Source organism: Dokdonia sinensis (assembly GCF_003688895.1).
In the GTDB taxonomy this organism is placed as follows: domain Bacteria; phylum Bacteroidota; class Bacteroidia; order Flavobacteriales; family Flavobacteriaceae; genus Dokdonia; species Dokdonia sinensis.
In genome coordinates this window covers 158,226-177,624 of the sequence record NZ_REFV01000003.1, presented here as the reverse complement: position 1 = coordinate 177,624, position 19,399 = coordinate 158,226, and the positions used below count along the sequence as shown (strand labels likewise).

At 41.2% G+C, this 19,399-nt stretch carries 20 protein-coding genes; 16 read left to right on the top strand and 4 right to left on the bottom strand.

Annotated elements, in window-relative coordinates; all coding sequences use genetic code 11:
* Positions 1 to 11: 11 nt before the first annotated feature.
* Positions 12 to 626, top strand: a complete 615-nt coding sequence (locus EAX61_RS04775; protein WP_121916526.1) for a DUF4230 domain-containing protein — start codon at positions 12 to 14, stop codon at positions 624 to 626.
* 24 nt (positions 627 to 650) lie between these two features.
* Here the strand turns inward: EAX61_RS04775 and EAX61_RS04770 are convergent, their stop codons facing one another.
* Entirely contained in the window at positions 651 to 959 is a 309-nt protein-coding gene (locus EAX61_RS04770) for a rhodanese-like domain-containing protein (protein WP_121916525.1), read from the bottom strand.
* Between the two features lie 3 nt (positions 960 to 962).
* Positions 963 to 2,777 carry an aromatic amino acid hydroxylase gene (locus EAX61_RS04765; RefSeq protein WP_121916524.1) on the bottom strand — a complete coding sequence of 605 codons (1,815 nt, stop codon included), beginning with the start codon at positions 2,775 to 2,777 and terminating at the stop codon, positions 963 to 965.
* Between the two features lie 195 nt (positions 2,778 to 2,972).
* On the opposite strand from EAX61_RS04765, the gene EAX61_RS04760 reads away from it, so the two are divergent.
* The 15 genes from EAX61_RS04760 (at position 2,973) to EAX61_RS04690 (ending at position 16,437) form a co-directional block, all read left to right on the top strand.
* A complete protein-coding gene (locus tag EAX61_RS04760; protein WP_121916523.1) occupies positions 2,973 to 3,545 on the top strand; it encodes a TetR/AcrR family transcriptional regulator in 573 nt (190 codons plus the stop codon).
* Between the two features lie 68 nt (positions 3,546 to 3,613).
* A complete protein-coding gene (locus EAX61_RS04755) occupies positions 3,614 to 4,687 on the top strand; it encodes a 2Fe-2S iron-sulfur cluster-binding protein (protein ID WP_121916522.1) in 1,074 nt (357 codons plus the stop codon).
* A gap of 95 nt (positions 4,688 to 4,782) precedes the next feature.
* Positions 4,783 to 5,742: a 1,2-phenylacetyl-CoA epoxidase subunit PaaA gene (gene paaA, locus EAX61_RS04750; protein WP_121916521.1), complete on the top strand. Its 960-nt coding sequence runs from the start codon at positions 4,783 to 4,785 to the stop codon at positions 5,740 to 5,742.
* 103 nt (positions 5,743 to 5,845) lie between these two features.
* Entirely contained in the window at positions 5,846 to 6,133 is a 288-nt protein-coding gene (paaB, locus tag EAX61_RS04745) for a 1,2-phenylacetyl-CoA epoxidase subunit PaaB (RefSeq protein WP_121916520.1), read from the top strand.
* 93 nt (positions 6,134 to 6,226) lie between these two features.
* A complete protein-coding gene (gene paaC, locus EAX61_RS04740; RefSeq protein WP_121916600.1) occupies positions 6,227 to 6,994 on the top strand; it encodes a 1,2-phenylacetyl-CoA epoxidase subunit PaaC in 768 nt (255 codons plus the stop codon).
* A gap of 105 nt (positions 6,995 to 7,099) precedes the next feature.
* Entirely contained in the window at positions 7,100 to 7,600 is a 501-nt protein-coding gene (gene paaD / locus EAX61_RS04735) for a 1,2-phenylacetyl-CoA epoxidase subunit PaaD (RefSeq protein ID WP_121916599.1), read from the top strand.
* 78 nt (positions 7,601 to 7,678) lie between these two features.
* Positions 7,679 to 8,461: an enoyl-CoA hydratase-related protein gene (locus tag EAX61_RS04730; RefSeq protein ID WP_121916519.1), complete on the top strand. Its 783-nt coding sequence runs from the start codon at positions 7,679 to 7,681 to the stop codon at positions 8,459 to 8,461.
* A gap of 92 nt (positions 8,462 to 8,553) precedes the next feature.
* Positions 8,554 to 9,732: a 3-hydroxyacyl-CoA dehydrogenase NAD-binding domain-containing protein gene (locus EAX61_RS04725; protein WP_121916518.1), complete on the top strand. Its 1,179-nt coding sequence runs from the start codon at positions 8,554 to 8,556 to the stop codon at positions 9,730 to 9,732.
* A 55-nt stretch (positions 9,733 to 9,787) separates the two neighbouring features.
* Entirely contained in the window at positions 9,788 to 10,162 is a 375-nt protein-coding gene (locus EAX61_RS04720; protein ID WP_121916517.1) for a four helix bundle protein, read from the top strand.
* 21 nt (positions 10,163 to 10,183) lie between these two features.
* Positions 10,184 to 10,597, top strand: a complete 414-nt coding sequence (locus tag EAX61_RS04715) for a PaaI family thioesterase (protein ID WP_121916516.1) — start codon at positions 10,184 to 10,186, stop codon at positions 10,595 to 10,597.
* A 63-nt stretch (positions 10,598 to 10,660) separates the two neighbouring features.
* Positions 10,661 to 11,872 (top strand): 3-oxoadipyl-CoA thiolase, encoded by a 1,212-nt coding sequence (gene pcaF, locus EAX61_RS04710; RefSeq protein ID WP_121916515.1) that lies wholly within the window; start codon positions 10,661 to 10,663, stop codon positions 11,870 to 11,872.
* Between the two features lie 85 nt (positions 11,873 to 11,957).
* The gene (gene paaZ, locus EAX61_RS04705) at positions 11,958 to 14,492 is read left to right on the top strand and encodes a phenylacetic acid degradation bifunctional protein PaaZ (protein WP_121916514.1); all 2,535 of its coding nucleotides are present in this window, start codon (positions 11,958 to 11,960) and stop codon (positions 14,490 to 14,492) included.
* Between the two features lie 107 nt (positions 14,493 to 14,599).
* Positions 14,600 to 14,920: a GIY-YIG nuclease family protein gene (locus EAX61_RS04700; protein ID WP_236641985.1), complete on the top strand. Its 321-nt coding sequence runs from the start codon at positions 14,600 to 14,602 to the stop codon at positions 14,918 to 14,920.
* A gap of 87 nt (positions 14,921 to 15,007) precedes the next feature.
* Entirely contained in the window at positions 15,008 to 15,760 is a 753-nt protein-coding gene (locus tag EAX61_RS04695) for an enoyl-CoA hydratase/isomerase family protein (RefSeq protein WP_121916512.1), read from the top strand.
* Between the two features lie 74 nt (positions 15,761 to 15,834).
* Positions 15,835 to 16,437 (top strand): acyltransferase, encoded by a 603-nt coding sequence (locus EAX61_RS04690; RefSeq protein ID WP_121916511.1) that lies wholly within the window; start codon positions 15,835 to 15,837, stop codon positions 16,435 to 16,437.
* 52 nt (positions 16,438 to 16,489) lie between these two features.
* Here EAX61_RS04690 and EAX61_RS04685 read toward each other — a convergent pair whose 3' ends face one another.
* Positions 16,490 to 17,347: a DUF6503 family protein gene (locus EAX61_RS04685; RefSeq protein WP_121916510.1), complete on the bottom strand. Its 858-nt coding sequence runs from the start codon at positions 17,345 to 17,347 to the stop codon at positions 16,490 to 16,492.
* Positions 17,348 to 17,484: 137 nt separating this feature from the next.
* The gene (locus tag EAX61_RS04680; protein WP_121916509.1) at positions 17,485 to 19,263 is read right to left on the bottom strand and encodes an alpha/beta fold hydrolase; all 1,779 of its coding nucleotides are present in this window, start codon (positions 19,261 to 19,263) and stop codon (positions 17,485 to 17,487) included.
* Between the last annotated feature and the right edge of the window lie 136 nt (positions 19,264 to 19,399).

Sequence of the window (19,399 nt, the reverse complement as noted above, 5' to 3'; positions counted from 1 at the left end):
CTTATGAGGCAATGAGGAAGATACTTTTTGGAGCTGTGTTGACACTGGCAATCGTTTTTGGACTCCGGTATTGTGAACATAACAAGGACGAGCGCGAACAGTTAGAAGCAAATACGGCCCTGATCCAAAAGCAACTCAAAAACGTAGGCAAGCTCATAGTTACCGAAGGAAGTTATGCGCAAGTCTTGACCTACGAAGATTCAAAAAAGTATTACGTAGATGTCCTTACGGCAAAGAAAAAAGCACTAGTAGTTGTTAATGCTACGGCAAGTATCTCCTACGACTTAAGCCAGGTCATAACCGAAATAGACGAGACCACAAAAACAGTACGCATTACCAGTATCCCAACTCCAGAACTCAAAATTAATCCTAACATCGAGTATTATGATGTTCAGCAGGATTACCTCAATCAGTTTGAGGCACAAGATTATAACAAGATCAAATCTCGTGTTGAGACGAGCCTCAAAAAGAAAATCGAAGCGTCAGAGCTGTATACCAACGCAGAAAACCGTTTGATTTCCGAGCTCAGTAAAATTTACATTCTCACAAACTCGTTAGGATGGACTTTAGAATACCAAAACACAGTTGTCGAGAGACCAGAAGATTTTGAAACATTGAAACTCTAAGTTTTGACTTTTAAACAGCACGTGCTAGTCAAGACGCTGGCTCAGCTTAAACCAGCCACCGCCGTTCATTGTCTCTACTCCATTTTTTCGTAGGACTGCAGCAGCGCTTGCACTGCGCATTCCAGAGGCGCAACAAGTGATTACCGGTTTATTCCACTTTTTAATTTCCTCAACTTTTCCATTTAAGTGGGGTAATGGGATATGTTTTGAACCAGGGATTGCGCCACTGTCATATTCCGCTTTTGAGCGTACATCTAGAATGACCGCTCCTCGTGATTTAAATTCTTGAACTGCATCTGTTTTATTGCCAAAGAGTGATGATAAAAATCCCATAGTCTATTCGTTATGTATTAAGTCAAGTCCGTCCTGGATAAGATGGGCCACTTCGGGACGTCTTTGTTTTATGTCTTTCAGGTGATTGCTTAAATTTTCCCATCTTACTAATTCGTATATTTCTAAGGTGAGTAACCAGTCATTTGGAAAATCACTTTTAAGTTTTTCAAATACATCTTGTAGCATAGAAATATCAAGAGTCTCAACACAAGCATCAGGATTTTCTTCTAGAAAATCATCTGCTCTTTGCTCTCTTACTTTTTCGTACAAGGCAATAAGCTCCTCTTCTTTTTCTGTACGCTCCACCTTAATGGTTTTCGTGTTAGATGGTTTTACGGTGATAGGAAATGACATAAAATCTGCGGCTCCAGCATATGCCGAGATAATTTCTTTTCCTACCGCCATATCAAAGTCGCCCATTTCTGGAGTAAATAAAACTTCATCTTTATAACGAACTGTACAGTCTGTAAACTGAATAAGCATTAATTTACCGTTGAGGTTGCGCATTCCCGTGACATTCATACCGCTTACGGTAATGCCACTTTCAAACTCGAAGGAAATTGATTTTCCATCATAAAAATTATAAGCTTCAAGGTCGCGAGGCCCCATATTTTCAATAGCAAGATTGATGCCCTTTAGTTTACCCAAGGGAGATCTAAATCCATTTTTATGTCTTGATATTCCGTGGCCTATGAGTTCTTTTTCGCGATAAGCGAGCGCAGTTTCACCACTGGTCTCAAAATAAACAACTTCATTGTCCTCATTTTGAATCATTCTTGTGAACGTACCACTTACTTGGAGACCCGTGCTTATTTCAATAGTCCCCGTCTGCCTTGAGTCTATTAATTTTTGCAGGCCCCGCCATCCTCCTTTACGTACGGCCATAGTGTTTGCAAACTCTTCCAGCACTTGCATAAGGTGAGCAAAATCGGGAGTGACATACAATTGAGGTTGTGGTTTTGTAATGTCAAATTCTTTATAAGCCGCGTCAATAGAATATGGTAGCTTCTCGACCTCGTCTTTCATACACCATACACTCTCACCTATGGATGAAAGCAATCCTGCACCATAAATCTTAGGATTCTCTAGTGTACCTATCATTCCATATTCCACCGTCCACCAGTGTAAGTTTCGTATTAGAGCGATCTCTGAGGAGGTAACTTCCCTGTTTTGCAACGTTTCGACACGGTTTCTTGCATCAGTGATACTTTGCAAATATGATTTTTGAGCATCACTTAGTTTTCCCTCTCCCTCTGGGAGGGGGCTAGGGGGAGGGCTTTCTTCTAGGATGGAGAGCGCTCGCACAGCTTCATACATTTCCATATCGTGGGCGCTGGAGATAGCTTTGGCGCCCACCTCGCCAAAACGTCGTAAATACTCCGCATAATCAGGACTCGCAATAATGGGGGCGTGACCTGCTCCTTCGTGTATGATATCTGGGGCAGGAGTATAGGAAATATGTTCCAGCGTTCGGATGTCGCTTGCTATGACGAGCACCTTATAGGCTTGAAATTCCATAAATGCATTAGGAGGTATAAAACCATCTACAGCGACGGCTGCCCAGCCTATTTCTTTAAGGATGCGGTTCATCCCATACATAGATGGGATTTTATCTATAGAAATGCCCGTCTGGCGTAAACCGTCCAGATAACTCTCGTGAGCTACCTTTGCCAGATAATCTACATTTTTGCGCATTACATAGCGCCACACAGCTTGATTTATAGCCGTGTATTCATCGTAATTCTGTGGTTTTATAAACTGCTTTAAATGCGGTGGCAAGCGATCTATAAGTGGGTTCGTTTCAATCATACCATTCATAGTCTCAAAATTACGGAGATATTACACGCAACAGTAAAAATTTCGGTAGCGAAAAAATAAAATACTATCTTGTAGAAGATTATGGGCTTGAGTGCGCTTTTCGAAGAGGACGTCTTTAGCGTTTCGCGAAATTTATGCTGAGCGCAGTCGAAGTAGCGTAACCTCCCAATAAACACCCCAAATGATGAGTGTCAAATGAAGCAAACTAAAGACCGAAAAGCAGAAATACTACAAACTGCAGCATTACTTTTTAAACAAAAAGGATATAGCGCCGTGACAATGCGTGATCTTGCAGATGCTGTTGGGATAAAGGCTGCCAGTCTGTATAATCACATAAATTCCAAGCAACAAATTCTGTCCGAAATCATCTTTGCTATTGCCGAAGATTTTACCGAGGGTATAGAGGAAATTGTAGCTCAAGAAACAAATGCACAAGCCAAATTAAAAGCTGTAGTCGCACAGCACATAACCCTGACAGCAGATAATCCATACGGAATGGCAGCGCTTAATAATGACTGGATGCATCTGGAAGACCGACTGGAATATTACCTGAAATTGCGTAATCAGTATGAAAAACGCTTTCGCGAGATTGTGCTCAATGGGCAACAATCTGGACAGCTTAAAAATGTAAGTCATGAGATCCTGCTGTTTTCAGTGCTCAGTACCTTGCGAAACCTCTACCTCTGGATTCCCAGAAAAGCCGACCTTCAAAAAGAGAAACTCATAGACGATTTAAGTGAGATTTTGCTTCAAGGAGTTGTGCAATAAGCTTTTAACAATATTCACTTGCATAATTAACTAACAATCGTTAGTTTTACGTAGTATTTATAATAGCTATGGCACTTTTTCATTCGGTAACCGTTAAGGAGATTTACAAAGAAACTTCAGATTGCTCTGTTGTGACTTTTGACATTCCAGAGAATCTTCAGTCAGATTTTGCATTTACTTCTGGACAACATTTAACACTTAAGGCGGTGATTAATGATGAGGATGTGCGCAGATCGTACAGCTTGTGTTCAAGCCCCTTAGATGGTGAGTGGAAAGTTGCAGTAAAGCAAATTCCTGGAGGCGTATTTTCTACCTATGTAAATGAGAAGCTACAAGCTGGAGATGTGCTTGATGTAATGGCACCCAGCGGGAAATTTGGTATTCCAGTGGAAGCAGCAAAAGGTAAGAACTATCTGTTCTTTGCAGCTGGCAGTGGCATCACCCCTGTGTTGTCAATGATAAAAACACATCTCGCGGCTGAACCTGAGTCTACTTGCAAGTTGTTCTATGCAAATAGAACGGCAAAATCTATTATCTTTAAGGAAGAGCTAGAGCAACTTCGTAATCAGTACTTTGGAAGGTTAGAGATCTTTTATTTCTTGACAAAAGAAAAACGCGATATTGAATTGTTCAATGGTCGTTTTGACGATGAGAAAATGGAAATCTTGACCAAAACATTTATCGATGTGCCAGATACAAGCGAGGTTTTTCTTTGCGGTCCAGAGGAAATGGTGCATTATGTGAGTGACTTTTTGGTAAAAAAAGGGTTGCCTAAAGAACTTGTTCATTTTGAATTGTTTATTACAGGTCTCACTGCCGAAGATAAAGCAAGGGCAGAACGCTTGTCGCAACGCAAAGTGGAGGGTATAGAGGTTGTTATAGTAGATGGTGGAAAAGAATTTCACTTCACTATGACAGAAGAGTATGATAATATTCTTGATGCTGCTTTAGGTGCGGGAGCAGATTTGCCATTTGCCTGCAAAGGCGGTGTATGCTCAACTTGCAAATGTAAAGTTGAGGGCGGTAGTGTTGAGATGAAAGTGAATTATGCTCTGGAAGAGAAGGAAGTGGCTCAAAATTTAGTATTGAGTTGTCAGGCCGTTCCAACTTCAGAGAATGTTAGAGTAAATTTTGATGTATAATTATTGGTTTTGAGAAAAACTTAACTTCTTTCTTAAGGGGAAAATGCCCATAGGCTAGAGAGTTTTCGCGAAAGCATTATAAAAATACAATTGTTATGAGTGATAAAGAAGTAAAAAATCTTGAAGAAATTTTTGAAGCCCGCATAGCGCGCGACGAAAAAATTGAACCTAAAGACTGGATGCCGGAGAAGTATCGCAAGACACACATCCGCCAGATGAGCCAGCACGCGCATTCTGAAATTGTGGGGATGTTGCCAGAAGGAAACTGGATTTCCAGAGCACCGTCGCTACGTCGCAAAGTCGCTTTACTTGCTAAAGTGCAGGATGAAGCTGGTCACGGTTTATATTTATATTCTGCGTGTGAAACGCTGGGTATTTCTCGTGAGGAATTATATGATCAATTGCATTCCGGAAAAGCTAAATACTCCTCCATATTTAATTATCCCACTGTCACGTGGGCAGATATGGGAGCTATTGGTTGGCTTGTAGATGGTGCTGCAATTATTAATCAAGTGCCATTATGTAGTACCTCTTATGGACCGTATGCTCGTGCAATGATAAGAGTTTGTAAAGAAGAGAGTTTTCACCAGCGACAAGGTTTTGAGATTATGCTCAAGCTTTCTCAGGGAACACAAGAGCAAAAAGATATGGCGCAAGATGCACTTAATAGATGGTGGTGGCCTTCCCTAATGATGCTAGGCCCTACAGATGCAGAGTCTGTGCATACTGAACAATCTATGAAATGGAAATTGAAGCGTAAATCTAATGATGAGTTACGCCAGCAATTCATAGACCAGACCGTACCGCAAGCAGATTTACTGGGATTAACAATTCCGGACCCAGATTTGAAATTTAATGAAGAGACGGGGCATTATGATTTTGGTGAAATCGATTGGGAAGAATTCTGGCAAGTTGTAAAAGGTCACGGACCGTGTAATAAAAAGCGTATGAAAGATAGAGTAGGCGCTTGGGAACGTGGTGCGTGGGTGCGAGATGCAGCAATGGCGTATGCAGATAAGAAAGAGGCTAGAGCTAAAAAGCGTAAAACAGCCTAGTAATTCTCTCCCTCTGGGAGAGATGCCCGAAGGGCAGAGAGGGCTTTGAATTAACAAAACCTCTTTAACATTAATAAGATACCCGCCGTCGCGGGCATTTAGTATGAGCAAAAAGAACTGGCCCCTTTGGGAAGTCTTCGTAAGGAGCAAGAATGGATTAGAGCATAGACACTGTGGAAGTCTGCACGCGGCAGATGCCGAGATGGCAATGTCCAATGCTCGTGACGTCTATACGCGTCGCAGTGAGGGTGTAAGTATCTGGGTGGTGGAGAGTAGTAATATCCTTGCAAGCAATCCTGAGAACAATGGAGAAATGTTTGAGCCCGCTGCAGATAAAGTGTACCGTCATCCCACATTTTATGACTTACCGGATGAGGTGAAGCATATGTAGATCCTTCATCTGAGTTTTCTTTGGAGAAGAAGTAATAATAATCAGATTATGACAAATAATACATTAGCAAATGATGCCCTCCCTTCAGGGAACATGTCCACAGGACAGCTAGAGGACTTACATAAATACTTATTAGGTATTGCAGATAATTCCTTAATCTTGGGTCAGCGCTTAGGAGAATTATGCGGTCACGGACCTAGTCTGGAAACGGATATTGCCCTGACTAATATCTCACTCGATTTATTTGGACAAGTGCGCAGTTATTTTCAGTATGCGGCACAGATTATAGCCGATGATAAAGTGACAGAGGATAGTCTTGCGTTCTTAAGAATAGAACGTGAATACAGAAATGTGCTTTTAGTCGAACAACCCAACACAGATTTTGGGTACACTATTGCACGTCAATTCTTTTTTGACGCATTTCACTTTCTTTTTCTCAAAGAATTAGAAAATAGTAAAGATGAAACACTTGCCGCGATTGCAAAAAAGTCTATTAAAGAGGTAAGTTATCACTGGCGTTTTTCTTCAGATTGGATAAAAAGATTGGGTGACGGAACCCAAGAAAGTCACGACCGTATTCAGGAAGCGGTAAACGATTTATGGATGTACACAGATGAACTTTTCCATCAAACTGACGCTGACAAAGAAATGATTGCTCAAGGAATAGGAGTGGATACTCTAGCGATCAAGAAGTCCTATTATAAAATGATTACTGAAGTTCTTGAAGAAGCTACACTCGCCATCCCAGAAAGTAAATACTGGCATAAGGGTGGCAAGCAGGGAATTCATTCGGAACATATGGGATATATCCTTTCAGATATGCAATATATGCAACGCACCTATCCTAATATGGAATGGTAAGTCCCCTAATATTCAAGGGAAATTGAAAATAACAGACTACGGTGATGGAGTGGTTTTATTAAAGCAACAACAAAGATAAAATTGTATCGAAATCACCGGCACATGATGACTTTAACAACTCAGAACATAGAACCCCACTTGGAAGCCATTTTAACTTCGGTTTCAGATCCTGAGATTCCTGTACTTTCTATTATGGATATGGGTGTTGTTCGGGAGGCGATTGAGGTTGATGGAATCGTTAAGGTAAAAATTACTCCCACGTATTCTGGATGCCCGGCGATGGATGTTATTGGGGATGATATTGTTTCCGCTTTCGCTAAAGCGGGAAAAACCGCAAAAATCCAGCTCATACTATCACCCGCTTGGACCACAGACTGGATTACTCCTCGTGGCCGAAAAGCACTGGAAGATTATGGAATTGCAGCCCCCTTAACCTCCGAGGCAGACAAAGAAGCATTATTGGGAAATAAGAAAATTGTAAAATGTACTAATTGTGGCTCGACAGAAACGCATTTAGTAAGCCAGTTTGGCTCCACAGCCTGTAAAGCATTATTTAAATGTGATGCTTGTGAAGAGCCTTTTGACTATTTTAAATGCTTGAAGTAATTCCCGCGAAGACGGGAATTTTATAAATGAAACAGAACGAAATCCAATAAAAAGAAACCCGCCTGCGCGGCCATAATTATGACCCAACCTATACAAAAAGAAATAAATAACGGTGTTGCCACGCTAACCCTAAACCGCCCAGAAGTTTTTAATAGCTTTAATCGTGAGATGGCTTTGCTATTGCAAGCGCAACTCGATGTTTGTGAGAAGGATGAAAATGTAAGAGCTATCATTCTAACTGGAAACGGTAAGGCTTTTTGTGCTGGACAGGATTTAAAAGAAGTTACAGACCCTGAACTCAATCCGGGATTCAAAAAAATATTAGAGGAACATTACAACCCTATCATCACAAAAATACGTGCGATAGAAAAGCCTATTATTGCAGCTGTAAATGGGGTTGCGGCTGGCGCGGGAGCAAATATTGCTCTGGCGTGTGACATTGTGATAGCTCACGAGAAAGTAAGTTTTATACAGGCATTTAGTAAGATAGGTTTGATTCCAGACAGTGCTGGAACGTTCTTTTTACCTAGGCTGATTGGTTTTGGGAAAGCAAGTGCGCTAATGATGCTGGGCGATAAAGTGACGGCAACCGAAGCGGAGAAGTTGGGAATGATATATAGAGTAACTTCCATAGATGATTTCGAAAACGAAGTGGCAACAGTTGCAAATACTCTAGCGCAAATGCCTACAAAAGCGTTAGGACTTACAAAACGACTTCTTAATGAATCAATGAGCAGTACCTTAGAACAACAACTTAATTTAGAAGGAAAACTCCAAATAGAGGCATCAGAAACAAAAGACTTTGCTGAGGGAGTCAATGCATTTGTAGAAAAACGTAAACCTAATTTTAAAGGAAAATAATGACCCAGACTTGCGAGGTGTCCCCGCCAAAGCAGACTTCTTGTAGATCGGAAGAAACAACTAATTTTCAACCCCTAGCCAAACAATAGTAAATGATAAAAAATGTCGGAATAATCGGAGCAGGAACAATGGGCTCGGGAATTGCACAAGTTGCGGCAACGGCAGATTGCAAGGTGAAACTATTTGACTTGAATCAGGAAGCTCTCGATAAAGCAAAAGTTGCGCTCGAGAAAATTTTAAATCGGCTTATTGAGAAAGGGCGCATTGATGCAGGAGAGAAATCTCGTATTCAAGGTAATATCACCTACGTAAACCAACTCAAGGACCTTGCAGATTCGGACTTGAGCATAGAAGCTATTGTTGAAAATCTTGAGATTAAGCAAAAGGTTTTTAAAGAATTAGAAAGCTATGTGAGCGAGGACTGCATTATCGCCTCTAACACTTCTTCCCTGTCTATCGCTTCTGTTGCGGCTTCTTTACAGAAACCAGAGCGTTGCATAGGGATTCATTTTTTTAACCCTGCACCTTTGATGAAGTTGGTTGAGGTTATACCTGCAGTGCAAACTTCTCAAAATGTTTTGACCGCTTGCGCGAAAGAAATTACACGTTGGAAGAAAGTCGTGGCAATTGCCAAAGACACTCCAGGTTTCATAGTAAACCGAGTGGCCCGCCCATTTTATGGAGAAGCGTTACGCATCTATGAAGAAGGTATTGCAGATTTTGCGACTATCGATTGGGCTATGAAATCTATCGGAGGATTCAGAATGGGACCTTTTGAACTGATGGATTTTATAGGGAATGATGTAAACTATACTGTGACTGAAACAGTATTTAACGCCTTTTATCAAGACCCAAGGTACAAACCTAGCTTTACGCAACAGCGTTACAGTCAGGCAGGTTATCTGGGTCGAAAGTCGGGACGCGGATATTATAATTATGGAGATGTGGAGGCTGAGAACGCTTTCGCGAAAGCGAACCCTAAAGAGAATGAAGAAACAGGTAATCTAATATTTGACCGTATCCTAGTAATGCTTATTAATGAGGCCGCAGACGCACTTTTCTGGAACATCGCCAGCGCCGAAGATATTGACAATGCAATGACCAAAGGTGTGAATTATCCCAAGGGATTACTCGCCTGGGCCGACGAAAAAGGCATCGGATGGTGTGTTGAGCAAATGGATGGATTGTATGAGGAATACCGAGAAGATAGATATCGTTGTTCACCATTGTTGAGAAGGATGAGTAAAGAAGGAAAACGATTTTTTGATTAACGATTCCCATTTGAAGCATTAGGGATTTGGTATTAGGTATTAGTAATTTGATGCGATGAAAAGTAATTACCATTTTAAGTTTGAAGATTTACTAGTTTATCAAAAGGCAATGGACTTTGGAGAAATAATCGACACATTAGTAAAGGATTTTCCAAAGCACGAGTTATATGCACTTTCTTCACAGTTCAGAAGAGCGTCAGACTCCATAGCACTTAATATTGCTGAAGGATATCCTGGCTCTGATGCTCAATTTGTAAAGCACCTTAATCACGCAATTTATAGCGCAAATGAATGTGTGAGTTGCAGTACAAAAGCTAGGAGAAGAGGTTATATAGATTTTTACACAGATGAAGAGAATAGAATGTTAGTATCAGAATTGACCAAAATGATGTCATCATTACGGAAGAAAATAAAAGAACGAATCAGATAACAAGCAACCTAAACAATGCTAATGCCTAATACCAAATCCCTAATTCCTCAAAAGATGCTCTCCCAAGACTTGTATAGTCAATGGTTGGGAATAGAGATAATAGAAGCCCGGTTAGGCTATGTTAAAGTCGGTATGACAATAAGAAATGAAATGCTCAACAGTATGGGGAAAGCTCACGGTGGGATAAGTTACTCGCTAGCAGATACGGCTTTTGGCTTTACCGCTAATACGCACGGAAAATATGCCGTCTCCATCGAGACGAGCATAAATCACATCGAAGCATTAGAAGAAAGAGATTACATTACTGCCGAGGCTACGGTAAACCTTCAAAAAACTAAAGTAGGTTTTAATATCGTTGAAGTGAAGCGAGGAGAGGAATTAGTAGCACTTTTTAAAGGTGTTGTATATAGAACAAGCAAGGATTGGGAAGAATAAATAACTGATAAAGAATAGATCAAAGCAGGATTTCGATTTCAGCTTCGATTTTAATTTCAATTTATGGAAGCATACATCATAGACGGCATAAGAACGCCTATAGGAAATTATAAAGGAGCACTGAGCGCCGTGCGTACGGACGATCTGGGAGCGCACGTTATACGAGAAATTGTAAAACGTAATCCCGAAATTCCAAAAGAAGCGTATGACGATGTTATAATGGGTTGTGCAAATCAGGCTGGTGAGGATAACCGTAATGTAGCCCGTATGAGTTTGCTACTCGCAGGTTTACCATTTACAGTACCGGGAGAGACTGTGAATCGTTTGTGTAGTTCTGGTCTTTCGGCAATGATTCACGCAAATCGTGCGATAAAAGCGGGCGATGGAGAAGTATTTATTTCTGGAGGTGTGGAGAATATGACCCGCGGGCCGTATGTAATTGCTAAGCCTAGTAGCGCTTTTGGCGGTGATAGTAAGATGTACGACTCTACTTTTGGGTGGCGTTTTATCAATCCGAAAATGCAAGAATTATACGGCACTGACGGAATGGGTAATACCGCTGAAAATCTTGTCGAAAAGTATAATATCTCTCGCGAAGATCAAGATGCATTTGCTTATCGTAGCCAGATGAAAGCCGCTAAAGCTCAATCTAGTGGCAGACTTGCAAAAGAAATTGTTCCGGTAGAAATCCCTCAGCGTAAGAAAGACCCAATTATCTTTAAAGATGATGAGTTTATAAAACCAAATAGCTCCAAAGAGGTTCTAGCAAAACTCCGCCCGGCCTTCAAAAAAGAAGGTGGAAGCGTTACTGCTGGGAATAGTTCAGGGTTAAATGACGGCGCTGTTGCGACTATTATAGCTAGTGAAGAAGCTGTCAAAAAATATGGATTAAAACCTCTAGCGAGAATCGTATCTTCTGCAGTAGTGGGTGTAGAGCCTAGAATTATGGGAATAGGTCCCGTGCAAGCTTCAAACAAAGCGCTGAAAAAAGCTGGGCTAACGATGAAGGATATGGATGTTATAGAGCTTAATGAAGCGTTTGCATCACAAGCATTGGCGTGTATCCGAGAATGGGGACTTGAAGATGATGACCCAAGAATCAATCCTAACGGGGGAAGTATTGCTATCGGGCATCCACTAGGTGTAACGGGCGCACGTATTGCATATTCGGCGGCGCTGGAGTTGAAAGAACAAGGGAAGAAATATGCACTGGTTACGATGTGTATTGGTGTGGGGCAAGGGTACGCCGCGGTGATTGAGAATGTGAATATGTAAGGATAAGCTTTCGCGAAAGCGGAATAAAATCAATAAAATTTTGATCGATTTACTTTCCGATTTCGATCTCAAAAACAACGATAGTATGATTCTAGAATCCTATATAAACGGCAACTGGATTGCTGGTGACGATAAGAATACCCGCAATATGTATGACGCCATTAATGGCGAAATCATCGGTCTTACAAGCACCGAAGGGCTGGATGTCGCCGGAGCTTTGCAATACGGTCGCGACAACGGGAAGGTGTTGCGAGATATGACTTTCCAGCAACGTGGAAATATGATTAAGAAGCTTGCGCTTTATCTCAACAAACGCAAGGAGCAGTTTTATGAGGTCAGTTATAAAACAGGTGCAACGAGAGTTGATAGCTGGATAGATATAGAAGGAGGTTTTGGTAATCTGTTTGCAAATGCGAGTTTGCGTAAGTTGTTCCCAGACCAAAGTTATGCAGTTGAGGGTGATCCCATAGATTTATCTCGAGGCGGTCGTTTTATGGCGCATCATATTCTAGTACCCAAAAAGGGAGTGGCTGTCCACATTAATGCTTTTAATTTCCCGGTTTGGGGAATGTTAGAAAAGTGTGCTGTAAACTGGATGGCGGGTATGCCTGCGGTTGTTTTGCCTGCACCACAAACCGCATTTCTTACAGAAGTTGTCGTTAGAGAGATTATTAATAGTGGTATTCTTCCAGAGGGAGCATTACAATTGTTATCAGGACTTACGACTAGCATTTTAGACACCACCCAAAGTCAAGATGTCGTTACATTTACGGGAAGTGCGCACACAGGTCAGAAACTCCGTATTCACCCCAGATTAATAGAAGAGAGCGTTCCGTTTACAATGGAATCAGATAGCTTAAATGCTTCTGTGCTTGGACCTGATGCAGTCCCAGGAACGCCAGAATTTGATTTATTTATCAAGGAAGTACGCAAAGAAATGACCGTAAAATGCGGTCAGAAATGTACGGCGATACGTCGTGCAATTGTTCCAGAGAATTTAATGGAAGATGTACAAATTGCACTTGGAAAGCAATTAGAACGTACCGTCATAGGCGACCCAAAACTGAGAGAAGTAAGAATGGGCGCGCTTATTAATAATAACCAGCGCGTTACTCTAAAAAGCCAAATAGAGAAACTCACCGCCACCGCTCAAATCGTTTACGGTACGCTGGATAGTGTGGAAGCGATGGGAGATGCTGCAGGGAAAGGGGCTTTTATGAGTCCTATTTTACTCAGGGAGGATCATCCATTTAAAAATACGCAAGTGCACGAGGTGGAAGCCTTTGGTCCTGTGAGTACCCTGATGCCGTATAAAAATATAGACGAGGCGATTGAGTTGGCTCAAATGGGTAAAGGATCGCTAGTGAGTAGTGTGGTTACGGCAGATGACGCTTTCGCGAAAGCGTACACCATTGAAGCCGCGTCCCATCACGGAAGAATTTTAACATTAAACAGAGAAAGTGCACCAGAAAGTACCGGCCACGGTTCACCATTACCATTATTAGTTCACGGCGGTCCTGGACGTGCAGGCGGGGGAGAAGAAATGGGCGGACTGCGAGGTATCAAACATTTTATGCAGCGTTGTGCAGTACAGGGAAGTCCTACGTCACTTTCGACTATTACGGGGATTTACCAACCCAATGGCGCCTACACAGAAGCCGAAAAGCATCCGTTTGCCTACCACTATGAGGATATCAAACCGGGAATGAGCTTAAAAACCCACAAACGCACCCTTACAGATACTGATATCCAGAATTTTGCAAACCTTACGTGGGATCATTTTTATGCGCACACAGATATTACAAGTCTGGACGGCAGTATTTTTAAGAAACGTACGGCACACGGATATTTCATTATTTCGGCGGCGGCAGGGCTGTTTGTGTATCCTAACAAAGGACCTGTAAGTGCAAATTATGGGCTTGAAGATATTCGTTTCCTGCGTCCTCTGTATCACAATGACACCATTTATGTACGCTTAACCTGTAAGGAAAAAAGAGAGCGTGATGTGAGCGGTAGAGAGCACCCTAGTGGCATTGTGAAGTGGTATGTAGAAGTTTTTGACGCTGAGCCTGTAGATTATGAAAACGGTAAAACGGATGAAGAGGCAACTGCTCTGGTTGCGGTAGCAACTATTCTCACAATGGTCGAGAAAAAGCAAACCACGTTTGTCGAGATGACGGATGATGCGATTCGGTCTGCTTTCGCAAAATTAGCTGAAGATTCAAAAGCAAACTGGGGAATAATGACACCGCAGCATATGGTGGAACATCTCGAAGGAAGTTATCGCGTAGCTGCTGGGCAGTTTCAGGACTTTGAAATCGATACTCCTGAAAAGCATCTTGAGAAAGTAGCTGCAACGCTTTGGAATTATGAAAGAATGCCGAAAAATTTCCAAATGCCACTACTCAGAAAAGGAGCTGTAGAGGATTTACGTCACGACAGTTTAGAAACGGCCAAACTCAAATTTTGGGAAGCAAAGTCCATCGCCGAAGATTACTTTAAAAAGAACCCCAAGGCAACTACAAAGAATCCAACTTTTGGGTATTTAGATAAATATGAATGGAACCTACTTTTTAGAAAGCATTTGAATCATCATTTTGAGCAGTTTAACCTGATTTGATATATAAGTCGTCGCGCACTCGTTGCGCGACCGCTTCCCCCGACTTGGACTGTAAAATCAAACAATCATTGCACAATCCATATTAAAGGGTTTAGTCTATGAAAACAATGTACACTTATATAATGGCTCATATTGAGAATAGGTTGTTCTATGTTGGTGTGACAAATAATATAAAGCAGCGTACTTTTGATCATAAAAATGCAACTTACGAAACACATACTGGAAGATACAATATCAAGCAATTAGTGTGGTTTGAAGTTCACAGCAGTCCAATGGATGCTATACGCCGTGAGAAAACGATTAAAAAGTGGAAACGAGAATGGAAAATCAATCTTATCGAGCTTATGAACCCATATTGGGTAGACCTTGCTGCAGATTGGGATTTCACCAATTATATAACCAATAAAGAGCGTTTTAAAGACTTATAAATTAACTTTAGGGACTTTATTTGAGTGAATGCGCAACAAGTGCGCATTGACTTAGTAAATTAAATACCGCCTGCGCGGGAGATAAATATGACACCACCACACGTAAAACAACACATAGCAAACGGAATATCTACTATAGAATTCTTTCACCCGGCGCACAATAGTTTGCCTGGGGATATTTTAGCAAAACTTGCCAATACCATTACCGAGGCAGGTGAGAATAAGGACGTCAAAGTCATAATCCTCAAATCAGGTGGAGACCGCACTTTTTGTGCTGGAGCCAGTTTTAAGGAACTCATTAGCATTAATGATGCAGAAACTGGTAGGGTTTTCTTCTCTGGATTTGCAAACGTGATTAACGCAATGCGCAAGTGTCCTAAATTTATCATAGGTCGCGTGCAGGGTAAGACCGTGGGTGGAGGCGTAGGCGTTGCCAGCGCAACAGATTACTGTATGGCTAGCAAGTTTGCAAGTATCAAACTGAGCGAGCTCAACATAGGGATTGGTCCTTTTGTAGTGGGGCCTGCGGTGGAGCGAAAACTAGGATTAACAGGAATGTCTCAAATCGCCATTGATGCAAACACCTTTTATGATGCCGAGTGGGCACGAGCAAAAGGACTGTATGCGCAGGTATACGAAAGCACAGAAGAATTAGATGAAGCAGTACAAGCCTTTGCCGAAAATCTTTGCACCTACAATCCCGAAGCAATGCGGGAGATGAAAAAAATTATGTGGACAGGAACTGAGAACTGGGATGAATTACTTGCCGAAAGGGCCGTAATTTCTGGTAAATTGGTTTTAAGTGAATTTACTAAGGAGACATTAAAACGTTTTAAATAGAACTTCCTTATCCTAGCCCTCTCATTCATAGAACACGGATAAAATAAACGTTAAGAATATAAATTGTGCCATTTATGATTTATTCATTTAAAGGACATATTCCCGTAGTACACGAATCCAGTTTTGTGCATCCACTCGCAGCCGTTACAGGCAACGTGATTATTGGAAAAAACTGTTACATCGGCCCCGGTGCGGCCATACGTGGGGATTGGGGCGAGATTATTTTGGAAGACGGGGTAAATGTTCAGGAGAATTGTACTGTGCATATGTTTCCAGGGAGGAGTATCCGCTTTCGCGAAAGCGCACACATCGGTCACGGAGCTGTGATACACGGAGCAAACCTTGGACGCAATTGCCTGATTGGAATGAATAGCGTGATAATGGATGATGCCGTGATTGGGGATGAGTGTATTGTAGGTGCAATGGCATTTGTAAAAGCCGAAAGCATCTTTGAAGCACGACAGCTTATCGTGGGAAATCCAGCCAAAGCCATAAAAAAGGTCTCTGATGAAATGATTGATTGGAAAACGGCAGGTACAAGACTGTACCAGCAACTCCCTACAGATTGTTTTGATACGTTGAAGGCAGTTGAACCACTGCGCCATATTCCTAAGGACAGACCAAAACAAGAAGATTTTTATAGGACGTTGCAGGAGATGAAAAACTTTAAGTTATAAAACGAAAAAAGGAAGCTATTTCAGCTTCCTTTTTTACTTGTACGTGGAGGGGTTATTTAGTGATGTTCTCTGGCGTAAACCCATTATTAAATTTTATATTAGTCAGCGTTTGCTCGATGCTAGGTACCTCGTCATATCCTCCAGTTGCGTTAGGCATAAAGTAAGCGCGTTTTGTAGCAATCATTTGCCCATCTATATCCTCGTAAGAATAGTTTGCCGCAATTGCAGGTACATTCATACCCATCGCTGGTAGCGAAAAAAAGAAACGGTCTATCAGTTTTGTGTCTGGATTGATATATAAAATATAGGTGTCATTCTGCGCTTTCCCTGTAACAGCTGGGTCATACGTTACCTCTACTTTGTCATACATAACCCCATTGTATCCCTCTTGACCTAGAGATTTAAAGATGTTTCCCTTGTCACTTAGTTTATACGGCATCACAAACCAAAAGTGATTTGCTCGTCTTAAAAAGTCTGCACCGCCAGTTGCTGCGGGATCCTCTATTACATTGCCATCCACCATAGCTACGGCTTTCTTACCATCGTAATATTGCACTACCTCACCTTCGGTACCTGGCATTGCGTTTACTTCGTTTTTAGAATATTTTCCGTAAGAAGCTTCAGAATGAAAGATATAACGTTCGGTTGAAATGTCTTCTTTACCGTCGCCCATTTTATAACTGTAGGTGTATTGTACGTCCTTTTTGTCATATAAATCGTTCCACCCGCCCTGTGCATACGCAACAGCATTTAGCATTGATTTTGGGTCTTGGCTGTTGTATTCTGGAGCTGTTTGTCCTGTTGCGACTACAGTTCTTTCGGGTGTGTCTTTCTTTGTGGTTTCTCCACAGGATCCGAGTAGTACTATTGATCCTAAGGCTACTAGTAATAGATGTTTTTTTGTAATCATTTTGGTTGTTTTGATTTTAGAAAGAATAGACGTACGCTTTCGCGAAAGCTTACAAAACTGAGATTCTATTTTAGATAAAATAAAAATCGCTGCATGATATACTTCACACAGCGATTCTTGTAATTATCGTACGAATTTTACAGAGGACCTAGTGCCACTTTCTGAGTAGCATTAACGTTTTTGATTTTTGCAAATCTATCATTTGGATTGTCTTTTACTAGCCATTTATGAGTTGTTGTAGCCTTGAGTCCTTTGTTTTCTTTTGTTACGCCACGCCACACAAAATCTACTGTTACTTCATATTCATTATTGCCCAACTCTTGAACAGCAAAATTCTCTGGAAAGTGGTTGCTCTGTTTTAACTGAGTAGGTGTGCCATTGAGCCACTTTTCTAATGCTTCTATACTTGTAATTGGGGCTCCACTCGAGGAGAAATTAAGTTCGAAATCTGGTTCAAGTATTTCAATGAACGGTTCCACATTACCATCTAATTCCTCCATATTAAGTAGCCAGAAATGCATTAATGACAACATTCTATTTGTAGGATATGCATCTTCAAAAGTTGGGTTTTCAATTGTTCCTGTAGGCTTGATATTGATTTCTGAAAAAATAGGCAGTTGCTCGTCGGGTCTCTCTTTTAAAAAGGTGCTATAATGTAAAGCGTAGCTATCATTGCCACCATCTGGCTTTAGGTTTTGATAGATGATATCTGCCTCAAGATTTATACGACCATCATCTGATTTTTGTACATCTATATTTTTTACATGGTGAGCATTTTTCCAGCCCTTATAAACTTTAAGCCGTTCTGGATAATTTGCACGTCCTTGCATCTCTCCCGCCGCCGACTTCATAATGATATCCTCATCTAGGATTTCCAATTGATGCTCTAGACGCTGTACGTTTTCAAAATCGCGTTCATAAAAGGTGTACCAACGGTAGTATTGAACCTTTGCTGCGTGGGCGGTTTTAGTGTATTTAATCATAGCGGTTTTAGGTTTTGATATAAAATCGTGTATGGCATCTGCCACGATATCTGGTACTTCCAGTTGTGGAGAGTGAGCTGCATTTTCTATAAGATTAAGTTCTGACACAGCGATATTATCAGAATAGTATTCGGCGACGTTCATTTCTACAACTTGGTCGTGCTTTCCCCATAGTACAAGCGTTGGAGCAGTAATGTTTGATACCTCGTCTTTGAGATTAAAGTATTTGCCGGTTTTTATTGCAGGTACTAGTGTATGGTCTACAAAGTCTTTGCTATTGTTTATCTGCTCTATCATAAGACTTTTTATGGGGCCTGGTAAACTAGGTTTTTCATAAAAAACACGGTCGAGCACGGCGTCAAACTCTTCCTCACTTTCTATATTCTTACCAAAGCCAGTATACACCACGTGGTCATCTAGTTTTACTCCAGCCGCATTGAGTAACACGAGGTTTTTTACGTAATCAGGATATTTTATAGCATAAGCAGCGGCGGTGTGTCCACCCATCGAATTTCCTATAAGATTGAAATTCTCAATACCTAATTCATTTACGAGATTGTGTAGGAATGTTGCTTGCCCGTCTATGGAGTAATCCATTCCTTGCTTGCGCTCATTTTCACCGTGACCAGCTAAGTCTGGCAGGATAAGGTGATAATGTTCAGAAAGTTTTTCGGCCGTTTGTAAAAAGCTGTTTTTATCATCTCCCATACCGTGAAAAAGAACCAGTGGAGTTTTTTCATTAGGTGCTTCGCTTTCATAAAAGTGTACCGTATAACCATCTATATCTATAACCTTCCGTTCCAGCTGGGCAGCAGTTGCGTAGCCACTATTCGTAAAATCGATTAGTTTTTGCGGGAAGAAGAAGAACACTATCGCTCCTGCCATGAGCAATAGAAGGATTACAATTCCTATTAATTTTAAAATTGTTTTCATAGTTGAGATTTTGGCTAACGAATTTTTTAAAGTGCCGTTTTTACGAAGTTAAGCAATTCTGAAGGGATAGGTTTTAAAAGAAATAGTTAAACTTTTGTTTATCAATTAATTAAAAAGATTAAACATTTCCTATCTT